Origin of the sequence: Caballeronia sp. Sq4a, from assembly GCF_023170545.1 — a bacterium.
Lineage (GTDB): Bacteria > Pseudomonadota > Gammaproteobacteria > Burkholderiales > Burkholderiaceae > Caballeronia.
On sequence record NZ_CP084250.1, the window covers coordinates 2865685 to 2883506 of the forward strand.

Below are 17822 nucleotides of genomic sequence, written 5' to 3' on the forward strand. Positions count from 1 at the left end.
ATCACTGTCTGGGCAGAGAATGCCGCGTCACGCATAATCCACGCGCTGGAGCACAAGAACAATGTCAACGACCGCCACGACCGCGCCCGATCCCGCCGCCCCGGCTCCATTGACCGGCGGCATCCTCGCCTTGCTGACGATGGGCCTCGCGCTCGGCACGTTCATGGAAGTGCTCGATACGTCCATTGCCAACGTCGCCGTGCCGACGATTTCCGGCAGCCTCGGCGTCGCGACGAGCGAAGGAACCTGGGTCATTTCGTCGTATTCGGTCGCGTCCGCGATCGCGGTGCCGCTGACCGGGTGGCTCGCGAGGCGCGTCGGCGAGGTCAAACTCTTCACCATTTCCGTGCTGCTGTTTTCGGTCGCCTCGGCGCTGTGCGGCTTCGCGCAGAATTTCGAGTCGCTGATCGCGTTCCGGCTGCTGCAAGGCCTCGTCTCCGGCCCGATGGTCCCGCTCTCGCAAACCATCCTCATGCGCAGTTATCCGCCGGAGAAGCGCGGGCTCGCGCTCGGCCTCTGGGCGATGACCGTGATCGTCGCGCCGATCTTCGGCCCGGTGATGGGCGGCTACATCACCGATAACTACACGTGGCCGTGGATCTTCTATATCAACGTGCCGATCGGCGTGTTCTCGGCGGCTATCGCGTACTTCCTGTTGCGCGGCCATGAGACGAAGACGACGAATCAGCGCATCGACGGCGTGGGGCTCGCGCTGCTTGTGATCGGCGTCGCGAGTCTGCAAATGATGCTCGACCTCGGCAAGGACCGCGACTGGTTCAATTCGAACTTCATCGTGGCGCTGGCGATCATCGCGGCCATCTCGCTCGCGTTCATGTTCGTCTGGGAGATCACGGAGAAAGAGCCGGTCATCGACTTGTCGCTCTTTCGCGACCGCAATTTCGCGATGGGCGTGCTCATCACGTCGCTCGGCTTTCTCGCGTTCTTCGGGTCGGTCGTCGTGCTGCCGCTGTGGCTGCAAACGGTGCTCGGCTACACGCCGTGGCTCGCCGGACTCGCGACCGCGCCGGTCGGCATTCTCGCGCTGGTGCTTTCGCCGATGATCGGCCAGAACATGCATCGCATGAACCTGCGCGTCGTGGCGAGCTTCGCGTTTATCGTGTTCGCCTTCGTGTCGTACTGGAACTCGACGTTCACGCTCGACACGCCGTTTCACGACATCGTGTATCCGCGTCTGATCCAGGGCATCGGCGTGGCGTGCTTCTTCGTGCCGATGACGACGATCACGCTCTCCAGCGTTTCCGACGAAAGGCTCGCGGGCGCGGCGGGTTTGTCGAACTTTCTGCGGACGCTGTCGGGCGCGATCGGCACGGCGGTGAGCACCACGTTCTGGGAAAACGACATGATCCGGCATCACGCCGTGCTCACCGAATCGGTCACGCCGTACGCGCAGACGACCACCGCCTATTCCGATTTGCTCGCGGGCGTCGGCCTGTCGGGGCAGGCGCTCACCGCGCAACTGGATCGCGTCGTGGCCGCGCAGGCGTACATGATGTCGACCAACGACTTCTTCCGCGTCTCGTTCTATGCGTTTCTGGTGCTCGCCGCGATGGTCTGGTTGACGCGTCCGCGCAAGGGCGCGTCGGCGTCGATGGGGCATTGACGCGCGGGCGTCACTGAATCGGCGTGACGGATTGCGCCGGCTGGCTGTCCAGATTCAGCGGCACGGACTGCATCTGCTGCGGCTGCTGAACGGCTTGCGGCGTCGCGCTCACGGGCCGCGACGTGCCGTTGCGCACGAACTGCTTGAAGTCCGCGCCCGCCTGCCACGGATTCGGATCGCATCCGAGCGGGCTGTCGCAGTGCGCCGCGAAGCCGATGGTCGCGGTGCCTTCGTTGCTCGGCGTCTTCGTGACCTGATACGCGAGCGCGCGCTTGCCGCTCGACGGACCCGCCGTCTGAATCACCGAATCGGTGATGGCCTGCAACTTGTACTCGGAATGATTCGTCACCCAGACCTGAGCGCGCGCCCACCAGGCGTCGCATTCGAGCTTGCTCATGCAGGTGAGCGGCGCGGTGGCCTGCTCGATCGTCTGGCTGCTGACCTGCGTTTCGGCCGCGCATCCGGCGATCAAGGCCAGCGACGCGGCTGCGCTGATGAGTCGGTAGTTCATCGCATTCCCGATAGTCGATAAAAAGCCGATTTTGGCCCGCACGCGCGTACGGTGTTCGGCGCGTTTCGCTCTGTTGCAAAACACGTCGTTTTTGCCGCACGCGCCACGGCGCAGCAAGAAAAAACGGCTCGTTGTGTGCGCTCAGACACCGACGCTGTCGGGCTTGTAGTTCCCGTACGCGGCGATGAACGCGTCGAAAGGCTCGGTCTGCTCGCGTTCGATGGCGGCTTGCTCGGCGAGCGACTGCGCCGCGAGCGCTTCCATCTTGCGCTCTTCTTCAGGCGGCAGCGGGCGACGGCGAAAGTATTCCGCGTGCTCGCGGCTGATGTCGAACGCGAATTCTTCGAACGACTGCTGCTTGTCGCGCATCGTCTGAAGCACGCGCGCCGACGGCGTCAGCGAAGCATCCGCGATGCGCGGACGCAGCGCAGTGAGCGCGCGAATGTGGTCGTCGCTGCCGGAAAGCGCGTCGAGCGTGTCGGCGACCGGCTCAATCGCATCGAACAATTCGTTCGCCCATTGCTGCATGGACACTTTCGCGCCGTCGCGACGCAGCGTGAGGCCCGGCTTGCGTCCTTCCTTCGTGATGGCGCTGAAGTTGTCGTTTGCTTCGATGCTCGCCTCGCGCGGCAACAGCGGGCTGTCTTCGAGCGCGCAGTAGAGCAGATACGCGTCCAGAAAACGCGCGGTCTCAAGTGCGATGCCGGCCGGCGCGAAAGGATCGATATCCAGACAGCGCACTTCGATGTACTGCACGCCGCGCTCGGCCAGTGCGTGCAGCGGACGCTCGCCGGAGCGCGTGACGCGCTTCGGGCGAATGGTCGAGTAGAACTCGTTTTCGATTTGCAGCACGTTCGTGTTGATCTGCACCCACTCGCCGTTGCGCTGCGTGCCGATGGCTTCGTACGGCGCGTACGGCTGGCTCACGGCTTTCGCGAGCACGTCGAGGTAAGCGTCCAGACGGTCGTAGCTCGGCAGCAGATCGGCCTGCGCCGGATTGTTCGTGTAGCCGAGATCGCTCATCCGCAGGCTGGTCGCATGCGGCAGATAGAACGTGTCGCTGTCGAAGGCTTCGAGCTGATGCGGCTTGCCTTCGACAAAGCGCTTATCCAGCGCCGGCGACGCGCCGAACAGATACATCAAGAGCCAGCTCGTGCGGCGGAAATTGCGGATCAGCGCGAAGTAACGCTCCGAGCGGAAGTCCTGCAACGACAGCGTGCTCGCCGGATCGAGCGCCTGCCACGCGCGCCACACGTTTTCGTCGAGCGAATAGTTGTAGTGAATGCCGGCGATGCATTGCATCGTGCGGCTGTAGCGCAGCGCGAGTCCGCGGCGATACACGTGCTTCAGCTTGCCGATGTTCGACGTGCCGTAATAGCCGAGCGGGATCTCGTTCTCGGGCGGCAACGCGTTCGGCATCGAGTGGTTCCACAGCAGTTCGTCGCCGAGATGCGCGTACGCAAAGCGATGGATCGCGTCGAGCCGCTCCAGCGCGCGCGCGGCGTCCGGCTCGGCGGGCGTGATGAGTTCGACGAGCGCTTCGGAGTAGTCCGTCGTGATAAGCGGATGCGTGAGCGCCGAGCCGAACGACCGCGGATGCGGCGTCATCGCGAGCTTGCCTTCGAGCGTCACGCGCAGGCTTTCTTTTTCGATGCCGCGCAAGCCCTGGCGCAGGGCGTCGGCATGCGAGCCCGACGCGAGCGCGGCGAGCCTGCGCCGATACGCGCCGGCTGCGGAGTGAGCGGGATTCGTGTTTGCCATTGAAGCGTTCTGCGAAGAGCGCACTGGAACGCGCTCGGTCAAATTTTCGGGTAGCGGGCACTTTAACATCTCGGTGTTGCCCGTGCTTGCGGCACCGATTGGCGCGGTTCGCAGCGCGATCGACGCGAAACGCCGATGCAACGAAAAAGCGCCCGCGCGTCGTTCGACGCCGGGCGCTTCGGCCGAAATCCGGCTCTCAGGCGACCTTTCCTGCTTCGCTATGCGCGCGCTCGGTGTCCAGCAACGCTTCCTTGCGCGAGAGTCCCCAGCGATAGCCCGCGATCGCGCCGTCCTTGCCGATCACGCGATGACACGGAATCGCGAGCGCCACTGGATTCGACGCGCACGCGCTGGCGACGGCCCGCACCGCGCCCGGCGAACCGACCGACGCGGCGATGTCGGTGTAGCTGCGCGTCTCGCCATACGGTATCTGCCGCAGCGCGTCCCACACGCGCTGTTGAAACGCGGTCGCGCCGATGTCGAGCGGCAGATCGAAACGCTCGCGCGTGCCGTGCAGATACGCGCGAATCTGCGCGATGAACGGCTCCATGCGCGCGTCGTCCCGCATGCGCTCGGCGAGCGCGAAGTCGGCCGCGAGTTGCTCGACGAGCGTGGCGGGATCGTCGCCGAATGCGATCTTGCAGACGCCCTTGTCGGTCGCGGCGACGAGCACGGCCCCGAGCGGCGTGGCGGCGGTAGCATAACGCACGGTCAGCCCCGCGCCCTTGCGCCGATACGCGGAAGGCGTCATGCCCAGTTCGGCGGGCGCGGCCTCGTACATGCGCGACGAGGAACCGAAGCCCGCGTCCTGCGCCGCGCGCGTGACGTCGCGGCCGCGCTGCAACGCGTCGCGCAGCACGCCTGCCCGCCTCGCGGCCTGATACTGCCGCGGCGAAATGCCGACGATCCGCGAAAACAGCCTTTGCAGATGGAACGGACTGACATGCACGGCGTCGCTCAGTTGCGCGAGCGTCATGCGCTGCTGCGGATCGGCGTCGAGCACCTTGCACGCGCGCTCGACAATGGCGAGTTCGCGCGGCAGGCTCGTCGGCTGACAGCGCTTGCACGGGCGATATCCGGCGGCTTGCGCTTCGTCGGTCGTCGTGAAGAAAGAGACGTTCTCGCGACGCGGCGCCCGCGACGCGCATGACGGCCGGCAGAACACGCCGGTCGTGCGCACGGCGAAGAAGAATGCGCCGTCGGCTTGGGCGTCGCGCTTGGCGACGGCTTGCCAGCGGCTTTCGTCGGTTTGATAGCGGGGGAATTCAGCGGCGTTCATGATGACCTCGGCGGCTTCAGGGTACGCGTCCAATGTAAAGCCGTGCCGGTGAGGTTACGCGCCGTTCCTTGCTCTGTCATTTTCGGCTCGTCCAGCGTTGCAACAAAAAGTGACGCGCAGATACCACACATCGACGCCATAGGGGTTTTTACTAAAATTTCTATTGCGTCGCATCAACCCGCTGTGTATGATTGGAACTGTCTCCTCCATGTCTCCTCCTGATATGGATTCAGCCCGCCGACTAGGCGGGCTTTTTTTTGCCTTCTCGCGCACCAGGCGAAAAAAAACCGGGCGCGAAGGCCCGGTTCTCCCTTTGCCGGTGCGACTTAAAGCACGTAGCGCGACAAATCCTCGTCTTCCGCGACATCGCCCAGTGCGCGATCCACGTACGCCGCGTCGATCTTCACCGGCTGGCCCGCGTGGTTGCCCGCCGCGAACGATACTTCCTCCAGCAGCTTTTCGATCACCGTATAGAGCCGCCGCGCGCCGATGTTCTCCGTCTTCTCGTTCACGGAGAACGCGATTTCGGCCAGACGCCGGATGCCGTCCTCGGCGAAATCCAGTTCTACGCCTTCGGTGGCGAGCAGCGCCTTGTACTGCTTGACGAGACTCGCATCGGTCGAATTCAGGATCGACTCGAAATCGCCCACGGACAGCGAATCCAGCTCGACGCGAATCGGGAAACGCCCTTGCAGTTCGGGAATCAGATCGCTCGGCTTGGCGAGGTGAAACGCGCCGCTCGCAATGAACAGGATGTGATCCGTCTTGATCATCCCGTACTTCGTGTTGATGGTCGTGCCTTCCACGAGCGGCAGCAGGTCGCGCTGCACGCCCGCGCGCGACACTTCCGCCCCGCCGACTTCGCTGCGCGACGCAATCTTGTCGATCTCGTCCAGAAACACGATGCCGTTCTGCTCGACGTTCTGCACCGCCTTCGTCTTGACCTCTTCGTCGTTGAGCAGCTTGCCGGCTTCCTCGTCGGTGAGCAGCTTCAGCGCTTCCTTCACTTTCACCTTGCGACGCGTCTTCTTGCCGCCGCCGATGTTCGCGAACATCGAGCGAATCTGCTCGGTCATGTCTTCCATGCCCGGCGGGCCCATGATGTCCATGCCGACTTGCGGCAACTCGACGTCCAGTTCGATTTCCTTATCGTCCAGCGCGCCTTCGCGCAGGCGCTTGCGGAACGTCTGGCGCGTGGTGTTATCGCCTTCGCTGGTCGCTTCGGCCGCGCCGAAACCGACCGGGCGCGCGCTCGGCAGCAGGATATCCAGAATGCGGTCTTCCGCGCGATCTTCCGCCTTCGTGCGCACCTTCTTCATTTCCGCCTCGCGCGTCTGCTTGACGGAGATTTCGATCAGATCGCGCACGATGCTGTCCACATCGCGGCCCACGTAGCCGACTTCGGTGAACTTCGTCGCCTCGATCTTGATGAACGGCGCGTCCGCGAGCTTCGCAAGACGCCGCGCGATTTCGGTCTTGCCGACGCCCGTCGGCCCGATCATCAGAATGTTCTTCGGCGTGATTTCCTGGCGCAGCGGCTCGGCGACCTGCTGGCGACGCCAGCGGTTGCGCAGCGCGACGGCAACCGCCTTCTTGGCGCGCCCCTGGCCGATGATGTGTTTGTCGAGTTCGGAGACGATTTCGGAGGGAGTCATGGTGGTCATCGCTGGGTTCCTTTATTCGATCGTCTCGATGACGCGATTGTGGTTGGTGTAGATGCACATATCGCCGGCGATGGTCAGCGCCTTTTCAACGATATCGCGCGGCGAGAGCTCGGTGTTTTCCGCGAGCGCCTGCGCGGCGGCTTGCGCATACGCGCCACCGGAGCCGATCGCGCAGATGCCGTTTTCGGGATCGAGCACGTCGCCGTTGCCGGTGATGACGAGCGTGGCCTGCGCGTCGGCGGCGATCAGCATGGCTTCGAGACGGCGCAGCATGCGGTCGGTGCGCCAGTCTTTCGCCAGTTCGACGGCGGCGCGCGTCAGATTGCCCTGGTGCTTCTCCAGCTTCGCTTCGAAGCGATCCAGCAGCGAGAACGCGTCGGCCGTGCCGCCGGCGAAGCCGACCAGCACCTTGCCGCCATAGATGCGGCGCACTTTCTTGGCGCCGCCCTTCATGACGATGTTGCCGAGCGTCACCTGACCATCGCCGCCCAACGCGACTTTGCCGCCGCGTCGCACGGAGACGATGGTCGTGCCGTGAAATTGTTCCATGTGCGTTCCTTAAGAAAACCAGAAGAACGCGGGCGGCTTGCGATCAGTGACGAGCCGCCACGCAGTCGAGAATTCGATGGAGTGCACGGCGCGGGGTTCCGCCTGGCCGGAAGGCTCGAAGCGTACGGCGCCGCGCGCGCGCCTTCGCGATGAGCGGGCGCGTCGAGATCAGTTTAGGGCGCGGCCGGAATTATCAAGGTGTGGGTTTCGTGGACGCCCGAAAAGCAAAAAGGCACACGATTCACGTGTGCCTTTTGTTCGTGCCAGCGCCCGACTTCGCGGATTTTCGCGGCGGCGCGTTCCCCGTTGCGGGCGGGCCCGCACCGTTCGCCGCGCTTGCCGCTTCAGTCGCCGAAGAGTTTCTGGCGCAGTTCGCGGCGCTCTTGCGCTTCGAGCGAGAGCGTGGCCGTGGGGCGCGCGAGCAGACGCGGAATGCCGATCGGCTCGCCGGTTTCTTCGCACCAGCCGTAGTCGCCGGATTCGATGCGCGCGAGCGATTGCTGCACCTTCTTCAGCAGCTTGCGTTCGCGGTCGCGCGTGCGCAGTTCCAGTGCATGCTCTTCTTCGATGGTCGCGCGGTCCGCCGGGTCCGGCACGATCACCGTTTCCCGCAGGTTTTCCGTCGTCTGGCCGGCATTCTTGAGAATGTCCGCTTGCAACTGCTCGAGCCGGTTCTTGAAGAAGGCGAGTTGTTCCTCGTTCATGTAGTCCTTCTCGCTCATCTTCAGGATTTCGGCTTCGGTCAAGAGTTTCGTTGTCATCTGCTTGCTTCTTCAATGTAAGGCGATGTCTTGGCAACGCCCGCACTTGCGTTGCCCGCATGCATGCAGCGTTTTGGCGTCACGCGACACTCGATGCGGGGCCGAACTCCTCTGGAAACCGATATTGGCTGCTCCGTTTCAACGCTCGCCTTATGGCCCTCGCGGCCTATCAGCAGATCGTCCGCCGGGGCATCCTTTTCTGACATCCGACGGCCAACGCCCGTATTCGTATGCGCCGAACGGATTCGCCCTTCTCCAGTGGGGCTGTATTGTAACTGAACCGCAATTTCCGACGATAACCGAGGAAAACCCTGTCGAAAGCCGCCGGAATTTCAAAAATATAACGCCTGAACACGCAAAAAGCGATGTCGCTTGGTGGGCGCGACTACATAACCGCGACAATAAACGCCCAAGAAAAACGCCGCCGGCGAGGCTCGCGGGCGGCGCATCTTCGCATCGACGTTGCGTCCCGCCTTTCGCGCGCTTGGCGCAGATCAGCGAAATGCGTGCCGGGTCGTTACTTCACCAGGCAGGCGTCGAGGCCGTCGGTGATCAGATCTTTCGGCAGCTCGATACCGATGAACACCATCTTGCTGTTCTTCTTCTCGATCGGCATCCATTTGGCGGCGAGGTCGCTGCCCATCATCTGATGCACGCCCTGAAAGACGACCTTGCGATCGACGCCTTTCATATAGAGCACGCCCTTGTAGCGCAGCAGCCGCTCGCCATAGATCTGCAAAATGCCGCCGAGGAAGTCTTCGAGGCGGTTCGGATCGAACGGCTTGTCGCTGCGATACACGAACGACTTGATCTTGTCGTCGTGGTGCGCGTGATGGTGGTGATGATGATGCTCGTGATCGTGGCTGTGGTCGTGACCGCAGGTGGCGTGGTCGTGATCGTCGTGCGCGTGATCGTGGTCATGATCGTGCTCGTCTTCCGCGAGGAAGTCCGGATCGATTTCCAGCTTCGAATTCAGGTTGAAGCCGCGCAGATCGAAAATTTCCTTGATGTCGGCATCGCCGAAGTTGACGACTTTGATCGCCGCGCGCGGGTTCATGTGCACCAGCCGGTGCTTCAGGGCTTCGAGCGCGTCTGCATCCACCAGATCGGACTTCGTGATGAACAGCCGGTCCGCGAAACCGACTTGCCGCTGCACCACTTCGTGCTGGTCGAGCTGCGCGTTCGCGTGCTTCGCATCGACGAGCGTGATGATCGCGTCGAGCAGGAATTCGTCGGCGACCGTGTTATCCATGAAGAACGTCTGCGCGACCGGACCGGGATTCGCGAGACCCGTGGTTTCAATCACCACGCGGTCGAAGTCGAGCGTGCCCGCCTTCTTGCGGTTCGCGAGGTCTTCCAGCGCGCGCGCCAGATCGCCGCGAATCGTGCAGCAGATGCAGCCGTTGCTCATCTGGATGATCTGCTCGTTCGTTTCCTGCACGAGAATTTCGTTGTCGATGTTCTCTTCGCCGAACTCGTTCTCGATCACGGCGATCTTCATGCCGTGCTTCTCGTTCAGGATGCGTTTAAGCAGCGTGGTTTTGCCGCTGCCCAGAAAGCCGGTCAGGATGGTTACGGGAATCATGGTGTCGCCTGTTTCCTTGTCAGTGTTCGGAATCGCGCGGCCGGTCGGTGGCGCACTGAATCGGTTATTGAAACATATTCGCTAAGCGGACGCTTTGCGCCGCGTGACCTTGCCGCAGCCAGATAAGGCCGCTCACGCGATTTGCAACAGCAGGCCCTTGAGGTACTCGCCTTCCGGAAACGCCGTGAGCAGCGGGTGATCGACGCCCGCGCCCAGGCGCTTCAGGATGCGCGCATCGACGCGGGCATCGGCCGCCGCGCCCGCGACGATCTTCTGAAACAAGTCTGCATCGATCGCGCCCGAGCACGAATAGGTGAACAGCAGCCCGCCCGGACGCAGCAGCTTAAAGCCGCTCAGATTGATGTCCTTGTACGCGCGCGCGGCGCGGTCCACGGTTTCGCGCGACGGCGCGAACTTCGGCGGATCGAGCACGATCAGGTCGAAACGCTGCCCTTCGTCGTACAGACGGCGCAGCGTCTTGAAGGCGTCGGCGTCGAGCCATTCGGCCTTTTCCGCGTCGAAGCCGTTGGCCTTGACGTTCTCACGCGCGAGCGCGAGCGCCTCGCCGGACGAATCCACCGACACCACGCGCGCAGCGCCGCCCTTCAACGCCGCGAGCGAAAAGCCGCCCGTATAGCAGAAGCAGTTGAGCACGTCGCGGCCTTGCGCGTTCTGCTGCACGAGCACGCGGTTGTCGCGCTGGTCCACGTAGAAACCGGTCTTGTGGCCGTGCTTCACGTCGACGTGATAACGCACGCCGCATTCGTTCGTGATGAGCGTGTCCGGCGGCGGATCGCCCGCGAGCACGCCGGTCGTCTGCTCCAGCCCTTCCTTCTGGCGGATCGACACATCGGAGCGTTCGTAGACGTTCGGGCAGCCGGTCGCGGCGATCAGCGCATCGACGATCGCCGTCTTCCACGCCTCGACGCCCGTCGCCATGAACTGGCAGACGAGCTGCGCGCGCGAGCCTTGATCGGCGACGTAGTAATCGACGATCAGACCCGGCAAGCCGTCCGCTTCGCCGAAGACGAGGCGCGTCGCGCCGGTATCGCGGACCATCGTCTGCCGATGCGCGACCGCCCGCTGCACGCGGCGCTTGAAGAACGCGTGATCGACGGGCTCGGCTTCGTCAAAGGTCCAGACGCGGGCGCGAATCTGCGAATGCGGGCTGTACGACGCGCGCGCGAGAAAGCGGCCATCGGCGGCGCGCACGGTGACAGTCGCGCCGGGCGCGGGATTGCCGTCGATGCGCGCGATGGCGTTCGCGTAAATCCACGGATGGCGGCGAACGAGCGACTTGTCCTTCGCCGGTTTGAGCGTGATGGTGTTCATTGCGATGATCGGAGCAGCGCGCATGGCGCCGCGGTGTTAGTCGCGCTTCTTCGCGCGCGGATGCGCCGAGTCGTAGACACGAGCAAGGTGCTGAAAGTCCAGCGATGTATAGATCTGCGTCGCGGTGATGCTCGCATGACCCAGCAGTTCCTGCACCGCGCGCAGGTCGCCGCTCGACTGCAAGACGTGCGTGGCGAACGAATGCCGCAGCACGTGCGGATGCACATTCGCCGGAATGCCGGCCAAGAGCGCCATGCGCTTGACGCGCTCGCGCACCACGCCCGGCGACATGCGATTGCCGCGCACGGAAAGAAAGAGCGCGTGCGGGTCCAGCTTGACGAATTCGCCGCGGACGTCGATCCACGCGCGCAGCGCATCGATCGCCTTGCGGCCGACCGGCACCTTGCGCATGCGCTTGCCTTTGCCGAGCACGGTGACTTCGGCTGCAGCCAGATCGAGCCAGCCGGCGGACTGATGTTCCTTCGTATCGACGTGACGGACATCGAGCCCGACCAGTTCCGAAAGCCGCAGCCCCGACGAATAGAACAGTTCGAGCATGGCTTGATCGCGCAATGCTTCAGTGCTGTCGGCACGCGGCGCGTCCATCAGGGCCATTGCGTCGTCGACGGAAAGCGCCTTCGGAAGCGTCTTTTCGCGCTTCGGCGCGCGCACCGTCGCGACCGGATTCGCGGACATGTCGACGCGTTCGGCGAGCCAGCGGTAAAACGCGCGCCACGCCGACAGCCGATGCGCGATGGAGCGCGGCGACAGCCCCGCCGCGTGCGCGCGCACGACCGCGCCGCGCATGTCGGCGGCCGTCAGCGTTTCGAGCGCGCGGCCCTTGGCGAGCGCGCGCAGTTCGCCGAGTTCGTACGTGTAGCCGCGCAGCGTGTGCTCCGACAGACGCCGCTCGTGTTCGAGCATCGCGAGATAAGCGGCGATGTGGTCGGCGGGCTGCATGTCGCGTCGCTTAGTTCGGCAGAAGGCGGGACAGTGCCGCGCTCGCCAGCACGCCGATCTGCGCGAGGAAATCCGTCGCCATGCCGTCGTGGAAGCGCCGCGCGTCGGGCGAGCCCATCACGAGCAGGCCGAACGCGGGCGCATCCGGGCCGGCTTGCGGATCGCGCAGCGCGACCAGCGCAATCGACTGAATGCCGCGTTCGGCGGACGCGTCTTCCAGCGATGCGCCGCTGGACGCCGATGCCGAATTCGCCACGCCGAGCCACTGCGCCGCCGCGAAGCCGCTGTTCGCGCCGCAATACGGCGCGTCGAGGCTGCCCGCGAAAATGCGCACTTCCTCGCCGACATGGCGCGCGAAATCCGCCTGGCGATACGCTTCATCGACATCCCACATGCGCAGCGCGGCATGCGGCACGTCGAACACTTCGCACAGTCCTTTGCTGATGGTGGACGGCAGCGCGTACGGGTCGCGCTGGCCGGTCACGCGCACGGTCCAGCGGTTGAACTTCGTGGCGATGCTGTCGTTTTCGTGGCCGTAGCGCAGCAGTTCGGCGAGCCGCCGCTCGAGCTGCTTGTTCTTGTCGCGCAGCATTTCCATCTGGCGTTCCTGCAACGACACAGCCGACTTGCCGTGCGGATTCGAAAGCCGGATGGTGCCGAGCAGTTCGGCGTGCTCGACGAAAAAATCGGGGTTGTCGAGCAGATAGTCGGCGACTTCGCGTGGATTCATGTTTGCCTGATACGTTTGAATGCGTGGGCTCAAGTCAGCCGATGTCCGAAAGCTCGATCTCGCCTTCGAAGACCGTCGCGGCGGGTCCGGCCATGAAAAGCGCGGCGGATTCGTCGCGTGCGCCGTCCCAGCTGATCGTGAGCGTGCCGCCGTGCGTCTCGACGCGCACCGGCGAATCCAGCACGCCGCGCCGGATGCCTGCGGCCACCGCCGCGCATGCGCCCGTGCCGCAGGCGAGCGTTTCGCCCGCGCCGCGCTCGAAGACGCGCAGTTTGACGGAATGCCGATCCACGATCTGCATGAAGCCCGCGTTGACGCGCTCCGGAAAGCGCGGGTGGCGCTCGATCTGCGGCCCTTCGGCGAGCACGGGATACGCTTCGACGTCGTCCACGACCTGCACCGCGTGCGGATTGCCCATCGACACGACCGACACCCAGCGCGTCTTTCCGCCGACATCGAGCGGCCAGAGCGTATCGTTGCCTTCGCTGCGGCCGTCGAGACCGCTCGCGTCGAACGGCACGCGCGGCGGATCGAATACCGGCGCGCCCATGTCGACCGTCACTTCGCCGTTGTCCTGCATCGTCAGCGTGATGACGCCCTTCTGCACCTGCACGCGCACCGTCGAAGCAGCGGTCAGCCCGCGATCGCGCACGAACTTCACGAAGCAGCGCGCGCCATTGCCGCAATGCTCGACTTCGCCGCCATCGCAATTGAAGATGCGGTACTTGAAGTCCACGCCATCGACGGTCGGCTTTTCGACGAGCAGCAGCTGATCCGCGCCGACGCCGAAATGACGGTCGGCGAGCGCGCGAACCTGCGCGGCGCTCAGATCGAGCGCCTGCGAGTAGCCGTCGAGCACGACGAAGTCGTTGCCCGCGCCCTGCATCTTGGTGAACTTGAGTTTCATGGCCGCTATTGTATGTGAGCCTCGGTGCGGCGTTTCGTGCCGCTTGGCGCCGCGCGGCTCAATAAAAACTCGCCTCGCCCGGCGGCCGCGTCTTGAAGCGCTTGTGAACCCAGTAATACTGTTCGGAAATGCGCGGAATCTGCTCTTCGAGAAACGCGTTCATGCGGCGGGCGTCGGCATCGTCGTCGCCGGTCGGGTAGTTCTGCCACGGCTCGAAGATCTTCAGCCGATAACCCTTGTAGTCCGGCAGCACTTCGCCGATGAACGGAACCACTTGCGCCTTGCCCGTCTTCGCGAGCCGGCCGACAGCCGTCAGCGTGCACGTCGGAATGCCGAAGAATGGCACGAAGGTGGAATTGCGCATGCCGTAATCCATGTCCGCGCCCAGCATGACGGGCTTGCGGTCGCGCAGCCAGCGCAGCACGATGCGCGCGCTGTCCGCGCGGCTCGCCATGTCCGCGCCGAAGCGGGCGCGCTGCCGCTTGGCGATTTCTTCGACCTGCGGATTCGAAAACGGCTGATACAGCGATCCGCATTGCCGGTGCAGCGAGTAGTTCAGAAAGATCGACCCCGCCTCGATGCCGACGAAGTGCAGCCCGAGAAAGAGCGTGGGCGGCAGGTCGGGATCGCTGAGATCGACGGCGCTGTCCACTTCGATCAGCTTTTCCAGCTTCTTCGCCGATCCGAACCACTGCACACTGCGCTCGACATAGCTGCGAATGGCATGGCGGAAGTGCATCTGCGCGACTTCCTCGCGGCGCTCCGGCGACCATTCGGGAAAGCAGAGCTTGAGGTTCGTATGCACGATGCGCTTGCGCCGGCTCGGAATCTTATAAAGCAGCCAGCCGAGGGCATCGCCGAAACGCGCGGTAATGCCGTAAGGAATGATGGCGAGAAACTTCAGAAAGCCGATGGCGAGCGACACGCCGATGCGCCCTAACATGAGGTGCTCCCGCGAACATACGGGCGGCGGCTACCGGCGGAGGATAAGCGCGGGACGAATGACGACAAGCGTTCGACTCTGTAAAAACACGGGAAACCGGTATAATAAGACCTTCGCCGAGTTAATGGACAACTTGCGGGGCGAAGCCGGCCTGAGCCGAATGCATGCATCGCGTGCATCGAGGTTCAGGACGGAGAAAGGACATCCGCTAAAGCGTCGCCGCTTCAGACTCCAAACGAAGTCGGCTACGTGAATCTCAACCGTACTTAATTGGAGTCTGAAGCGTGTCGAACGACTACCTGTTTACCTCCGAATCCGTTTCCGAAGGCCACCCGGACAAGGTCGCCGACCAAATCTCCGACGCTATTCTCGACGCCATCCTGACTCAGGACAAATACTCGCGCGTCGCGGCGGAAACCCTCTGCAATACCGGTCTCGTCGTCCTCGCGGGCGAAATCACGACCACCGCCAACGTCGATTACATCCAGATCGCGCGGGACACCATCAAGCGCATCGGTTACGACAACACGGACTACGGCATCGACTATCGCGGCTGCGCGGTGCTCGTCGCGTATGACAAGCAATCGCCGGATATCGCGCAAGGCGTGAACAAGGCGCACGACGACAATCTCGACCAGGGCGCGGGCGACCAGGGCCTGATGTTCGGTTACGCGTGCGACGAAACGCCCGAACTTATGCCGCTGCCCATTCACCTGTCGCACCGTCTCGTCGAGCGTCAGGCGAACCTGCGCCGCGACGGCCGTCTGCCCTGGCTGCGTCCGGACGCGAAGTCGCAAGTCACCGTGCGCTACGTGGATGGCAAGCCACACTCCATCGACACCGTCGTGCTCTCCACGCAGCACGCGCCGGACATCGAGCTGCCGCAACTGCGCGAAGCCGTGATCGAAGAAGTCATCAAGCCGACGCTGCCGAAGGAACTCATCAAGGGCGACATCAAGTTCCTGGTGAACCCGACGGGCCGGTTCGTGATCGGCGGTCCGCAAGGCGACTGCGGTTTGACGGGCCGCAAGATTATCGTCGATACGTACGGCGGCGCGGCTCCGCACGGCGGCGGCGCGTTCTCGGGCAAGGACCCGTCGAAGGTGGACCGCTCGGCGGCGTACGCCGGCCGTTACGTCGCGAAGAACGTGGTCGCGGCCGGTCTGGCGTCGCGCTGCCTGATTCAGGTGTCGTACGCCATCGGCGTCGCGCGTCCGACGTCGGTGATGGTGAACACGTTCGGCACCGGCCGCGTGTCGGATGCCGAGATCACCAAGCTCGTGCTCGAACATTTCGATCTGCGTCCGAAGGGCATCATTCAGATGCTCGATCTGCTGCGCCCGATCTACGAAAAGTCGGCGGCGTACGGTCACTTCGGCCGCGAAGAGCCGGAATTCTCGTGGGAAGCCGCGGACAAGGCGCTGTTGCTGGCTGAAGCTGCCGGCACGGAACCGGTGGTGCGCGTGGCGTAAGCCTTTGGGCGCGATAAATAAAAAACCGGCAGGCATCGCGCCTGCCGGTTTTTTTTGGGGGCGACGCGCGTCTTTCTTCAGCGCACCGCGAACGCGTACCAGCCGGCGCTGGTCGCCGACGTGCGACGCGGCCGGCGGCTTGTCAGCGCGGCCGCTCGCGGCTTGGGTGATGGCGCGCGCAGTTGCATTGGGCGGCGCAGCAGCGTGCGCAGCGACACGTCGCGCGAGGCGGCGCGCGCGCGCAGATTCAGAAAGAATCCGCGAAACCAGGAGCGGATGCCATCGACCGGATGCGCGTTCGTGGGTTGCGGCGCAAGCGCCTGCGTGCGAGCGGAATGATGTCGCAACGCGCGGATCATGCCGCGCCGGGCGGGCCGAGCGGCACGGGATGCGGCGCGTCGAAGGCCCTTAGCGATTCGGTGGTTCATGTCGGCGATAGGTTCGTCTGCGTGGTGGCAAACTCGACAGTAGTCGTCTCAAAAATAGCGTTCAAGGCTTCGATTCAACCCCGGCAGCGAAGTTGCACCGAAACGATGCGGCCAATGTACCGGACGTGCGTGACTGTCGTAAGTCCGCGTTTTCCCTGCCGGCTACTGAAGCAGTCCCTTCACGGCGCGGCGCGCGAGCCATGCTGCGAGCGCCTTTGCGGCCCGTGCGACTTACAATGCCCGTATTCGCCCCAATTTCCGGGTATTGCGCTGGCTGCATGAGGCGATATCGAAGCCGCGCCGAGGCCGACCAACATGTCTGAACAAACGTCGCTGAAATCGAAGAGTGATCAGGTGCACGAGCTGCGCCAAATGGGCTTCGTCATCGTGAAGGGGCTCGTGTCCGAGGCGCGCTGCGACGCGCTGCGCGAGGTCGCGCAGCGTCAATTGGCCGAAGCCGCCGCGCCGCTTGAATACGAAGCCGACCTGAAGTATCCCGGCGCGCCGGAATCGAAGCACGCGCCGGGCGGACATACCGTGCGGCGGCTTCTGGACGCGTACGGGCGCCACCCGCTATTCGCGGAGTTCGCGACATCGCCGGAAGTGCGCGGCTGGATGGAACTGTACTTCGGCGAAACGCCGTATCTATCGCGCGCGCATCACAACTGCGTGATGACGAAGCACCCGGCGTACGGCAGCCTGACGGGCTGGCATCGCGATGTGCGTTACTGGGCGTTCGAGCGCGACGATCTGGTTTCCGCGTGGGTCGCGCTCGGCGATGAAACTGTCGAAAACGGCGCGCTGTGGTTCGTGCCGCGATCCCACAAGCTCGCGTTCACGTCGGACCGATTCGACGAAGCCAAATTCTTCCGCGCCGATTTGCCGGAAAACACGGCGCTGATTCACACGGCGGTTTCGCCCAAGCTCGCCAAGGGCGACGTCGTGTTCTTTCATTGCAACACGCTGCATTCCGCAGGCAAGAATCTCACCGATCAGGTGAAGTTCTCGCTCGTCTACACGTATCGCGGCGCGAGCAACGCGGCGTTGCCGGGCACGCGATCCGCGTCGAAACCGGAAGTCGCGCTCGTCTGAGCGAGCGTTCAGCGTTTCGAGGGCAGCGCCAGTCCGATCAGCCCCGCGAGCGACGCGACAATGCCGCCCGCGATCAGCCAGATCGTCTTGCTGGTCGGCGAGCCCGTGAAGAAGCGCGAGACGTCGTTGCTCAACGAGTGAAACGACTGCCCGCCGAAGTACAAAAGCACGATGCCGCCGACGAGCAAGGCAAGGGAAATCGCTCGGGTCATCAAGGATCCTCGTTA

17 protein-coding genes are annotated in these 17822 nt (G+C 63.9%); 3 read left to right on the forward strand and 14 right to left on the reverse strand.

Annotation, left to right across the window (positions count from 1 at the left end):
- Positions 1-61 precede the first annotated feature (61 nt).
- A complete protein-coding gene (locus tag LDZ24_RS13640; RefSeq protein WP_248320774.1) occupies positions 62-1621 on the forward strand; it encodes a DHA2 family efflux MFS transporter permease subunit in 1560 nt (519 codons plus the stop codon).
- 10 nt (positions 1622-1631) lie between these two features.
- Here LDZ24_RS13640 and LDZ24_RS13645 read toward each other — a convergent pair whose 3' ends face one another.
- The 12 genes from LDZ24_RS13645 to LDZ24_RS13700 all read right to left on the reverse strand — a co-directional run bounded on the left by LDZ24_RS13645 (position 1632) and on the right by LDZ24_RS13700 (position 14603).
- A complete protein-coding gene (locus tag LDZ24_RS13645) occupies positions 1632-2132 on the reverse strand; it encodes a hypothetical protein (protein WP_248320775.1) in 501 nt (166 codons plus the stop codon).
- Positions 2133-2273: 141 nt separating this feature from the next.
- Positions 2274-3893, reverse strand: a complete 1620-nt coding sequence (gene gshA, locus LDZ24_RS13650) for a glutamate--cysteine ligase (RefSeq protein WP_248320776.1) — start codon at positions 3891-3893, stop codon at positions 2274-2276.
- 196 nt (positions 3894-4089) lie between these two features.
- Entirely contained in the window at positions 4090-5172 is a 1083-nt protein-coding gene (gene ada / locus LDZ24_RS13655; protein ID WP_248320777.1) for a bifunctional DNA-binding transcriptional regulator/O6-methylguanine-DNA methyltransferase Ada, read from the reverse strand.
- A 326-nt stretch (positions 5173-5498) separates the two neighbouring features.
- Complete coding sequence (hslU, locus tag LDZ24_RS13660; protein ID WP_248320778.1) at positions 5499-6836, reverse strand: ATP-dependent protease ATPase subunit HslU; 1338 nt, start codon at positions 6834-6836, stop codon at positions 5499-5501.
- A gap of 12 nt (positions 6837-6848) precedes the next feature.
- Positions 6849-7385: an ATP-dependent protease subunit HslV gene (gene hslV / locus LDZ24_RS13665; RefSeq protein WP_175938755.1), complete on the reverse strand. Its 537-nt coding sequence runs from the start codon at positions 7383-7385 to the stop codon at positions 6849-6851.
- A 344-nt stretch (positions 7386-7729) separates the two neighbouring features.
- The gene (gene dksA, locus LDZ24_RS13670; RefSeq protein WP_061122132.1) at positions 7730-8146 is read right to left on the reverse strand and encodes an RNA polymerase-binding protein DksA; all 417 of its coding nucleotides are present in this window, start codon (positions 8144-8146) and stop codon (positions 7730-7732) included.
- Positions 8147-8663: 517 nt separating this feature from the next.
- Entirely contained in the window at positions 8664-9731 is a 1068-nt protein-coding gene (locus LDZ24_RS13675; RefSeq protein ID WP_248320779.1) for a GTP-binding protein, read from the reverse strand.
- Positions 9732-9863: 132 nt separating this feature from the next.
- Entirely contained in the window at positions 9864-11063 is a 1200-nt protein-coding gene (locus LDZ24_RS13680; RefSeq protein WP_248320780.1) for a class I SAM-dependent rRNA methyltransferase, read from the reverse strand.
- A gap of 36 nt (positions 11064-11099) precedes the next feature.
- Positions 11100-12023 carry a tyrosine recombinase XerC gene (gene xerC / locus LDZ24_RS13685; protein WP_248320781.1) on the reverse strand — a complete coding sequence of 308 codons (924 nt, stop codon included), beginning with the start codon at positions 12021-12023 and terminating at the stop codon, positions 11100-11102.
- Positions 12024-12033: 10 nt separating this feature from the next.
- Entirely contained in the window at positions 12034-12753 is a 720-nt protein-coding gene (locus LDZ24_RS13690; RefSeq protein ID WP_248320782.1) for a DUF484 family protein, read from the reverse strand.
- A gap of 34 nt (positions 12754-12787) precedes the next feature.
- Entirely contained in the window at positions 12788-13660 is an 873-nt protein-coding gene (gene dapF / locus LDZ24_RS13695; protein ID WP_248320783.1) for a diaminopimelate epimerase, read from the reverse strand.
- Positions 13661-13718: 58 nt separating this feature from the next.
- Positions 13719-14603, reverse strand: a complete 885-nt coding sequence (locus LDZ24_RS13700; protein ID WP_248320784.1) for a lipid A biosynthesis lauroyl acyltransferase — start codon at positions 14601-14603, stop codon at positions 13719-13721.
- Between the two features lie 284 nt (positions 14604-14887).
- On the opposite strand from LDZ24_RS13700, the gene metK reads away from it, so the two are divergent.
- Positions 14888-16075: a methionine adenosyltransferase gene (gene metK, locus LDZ24_RS13705; protein ID WP_244847574.1), complete on the forward strand. Its 1188-nt coding sequence runs from the start codon at positions 14888-14890 to the stop codon at positions 16073-16075.
- Between the two features lie 77 nt (positions 16076-16152).
- Here metK and LDZ24_RS13710 read toward each other — a convergent pair whose 3' ends face one another.
- Positions 16153-16503, reverse strand: coding sequence for a hypothetical protein (locus LDZ24_RS13710; protein WP_248320785.1), 351 nt, complete (start codon positions 16501-16503; stop codon positions 16153-16155).
- A gap of 315 nt (positions 16504-16818) precedes the next feature.
- On the opposite strand from LDZ24_RS13710, the gene LDZ24_RS13715 reads away from it, so the two are divergent.
- On the forward strand, positions 16819-17595 hold the full coding sequence (locus LDZ24_RS13715; protein ID WP_248320786.1) for a phytanoyl-CoA dioxygenase family protein: 777 nt from the start codon (positions 16819-16821) through the stop codon (positions 17593-17595).
- A gap of 8 nt (positions 17596-17603) precedes the next feature.
- On the opposite strand, the gene LDZ24_RS13720 is transcribed toward LDZ24_RS13715, so the two are convergent.
- Entirely contained in the window at positions 17604-17807 is a 204-nt protein-coding gene (locus tag LDZ24_RS13720; RefSeq protein WP_248320787.1) for a DUF3185 family protein, read from the reverse strand.
- Positions 17808-17822: the final 15 nt, after the last annotated feature.

What these genes read in the sequence shown, in the direction of transcription:
- dksA (WP_061122132.1), bottom strand. Translation starts at nt 8,146, where the DNA reads ATGACAACGAAACTCTTGACCGAAGCCGAAATCCTGAAGATGAGCGAG.
- gshA (WP_248320776.1), bottom strand. Translation starts at nt 3,893, where the DNA reads ATGGCAAACACGAATCCCGCTCACTCCGCAGCCGGCGCGTATCGGCGC.
- hslV (WP_175938755.1), bottom strand. Translation starts at nt 7,385, where the DNA reads ATGGAACAATTTCACGGCACGACCATCGTCTCCGTGCGACGCGGCGGC.
- LDZ24_RS13715 (WP_248320786.1), top strand. Translation starts at nt 16,819, where the DNA reads ATGTCTGAACAAACGTCGCTGAAATCGAAGAGTGATCAGGTGCACGAG.
- xerC (WP_248320781.1), bottom strand. Translation starts at nt 12,023, where the DNA reads ATGCAGCCCGCCGACCACATCGCCGCTTATCTCGCGATGCTCGAACAC.
- dapF (WP_248320783.1), bottom strand. Translation starts at nt 13,660, where the DNA reads ATGAAACTCAAGTTCACCAAGATGCAGGGCGCGGGCAACGACTTCGTC.
- LDZ24_RS13720 (WP_248320787.1), bottom strand. Translation starts at nt 17,807, where the DNA reads ATGACCCGAGCGATTTCCCTTGCCTTGCTCGTCGGCGGCATCGTGCTT.
- LDZ24_RS13690 (WP_248320782.1), bottom strand. Translation starts at nt 12,753, where the DNA reads ATGAATCCACGCGAAGTCGCCGACTATCTGCTCGACAACCCCGATTTT.
- LDZ24_RS13700 (WP_248320784.1), bottom strand. Translation starts at nt 14,603, where the DNA reads ATGTTAGGGCGCATCGGCGTGTCGCTCGCCATCGGCTTTCTGAAGTTT.
- LDZ24_RS13680 (WP_248320780.1), bottom strand. Translation starts at nt 11,063, where the DNA reads ATGAACACCATCACGCTCAAACCGGCGAAGGACAAGTCGCTCGTTCGC.
- ada (WP_248320777.1), bottom strand. Translation starts at nt 5,172, where the DNA reads ATGAACGCCGCTGAATTCCCCCGCTATCAAACCGACGAAAGCCGCTGG.
- LDZ24_RS13645 (WP_248320775.1), bottom strand. Translation starts at nt 2,132, where the DNA reads ATGAACTACCGACTCATCAGCGCAGCCGCGTCGCTGGCCTTGATCGCC.
- LDZ24_RS13710 (WP_248320785.1), bottom strand. Translation starts at nt 16,503, where the DNA reads ATGAACCACCGAATCGCTAAGGGCCTTCGACGCGCCGCATCCCGTGCC.
- hslU (WP_248320778.1), bottom strand. Translation starts at nt 6,836, where the DNA reads ATGACCACCATGACTCCCTCCGAAATCGTCTCCGAACTCGACAAACAC.
- LDZ24_RS13640 (WP_248320774.1), top strand. Translation starts at nt 62, where the DNA reads ATGTCAACGACCGCCACGACCGCGCCCGATCCCGCCGCCCCGGCTCCA.
- LDZ24_RS13675 (WP_248320779.1), bottom strand. Translation starts at nt 9,731, where the DNA reads ATGATTCCCGTAACCATCCTGACCGGCTTTCTGGGCAGCGGCAAAACC.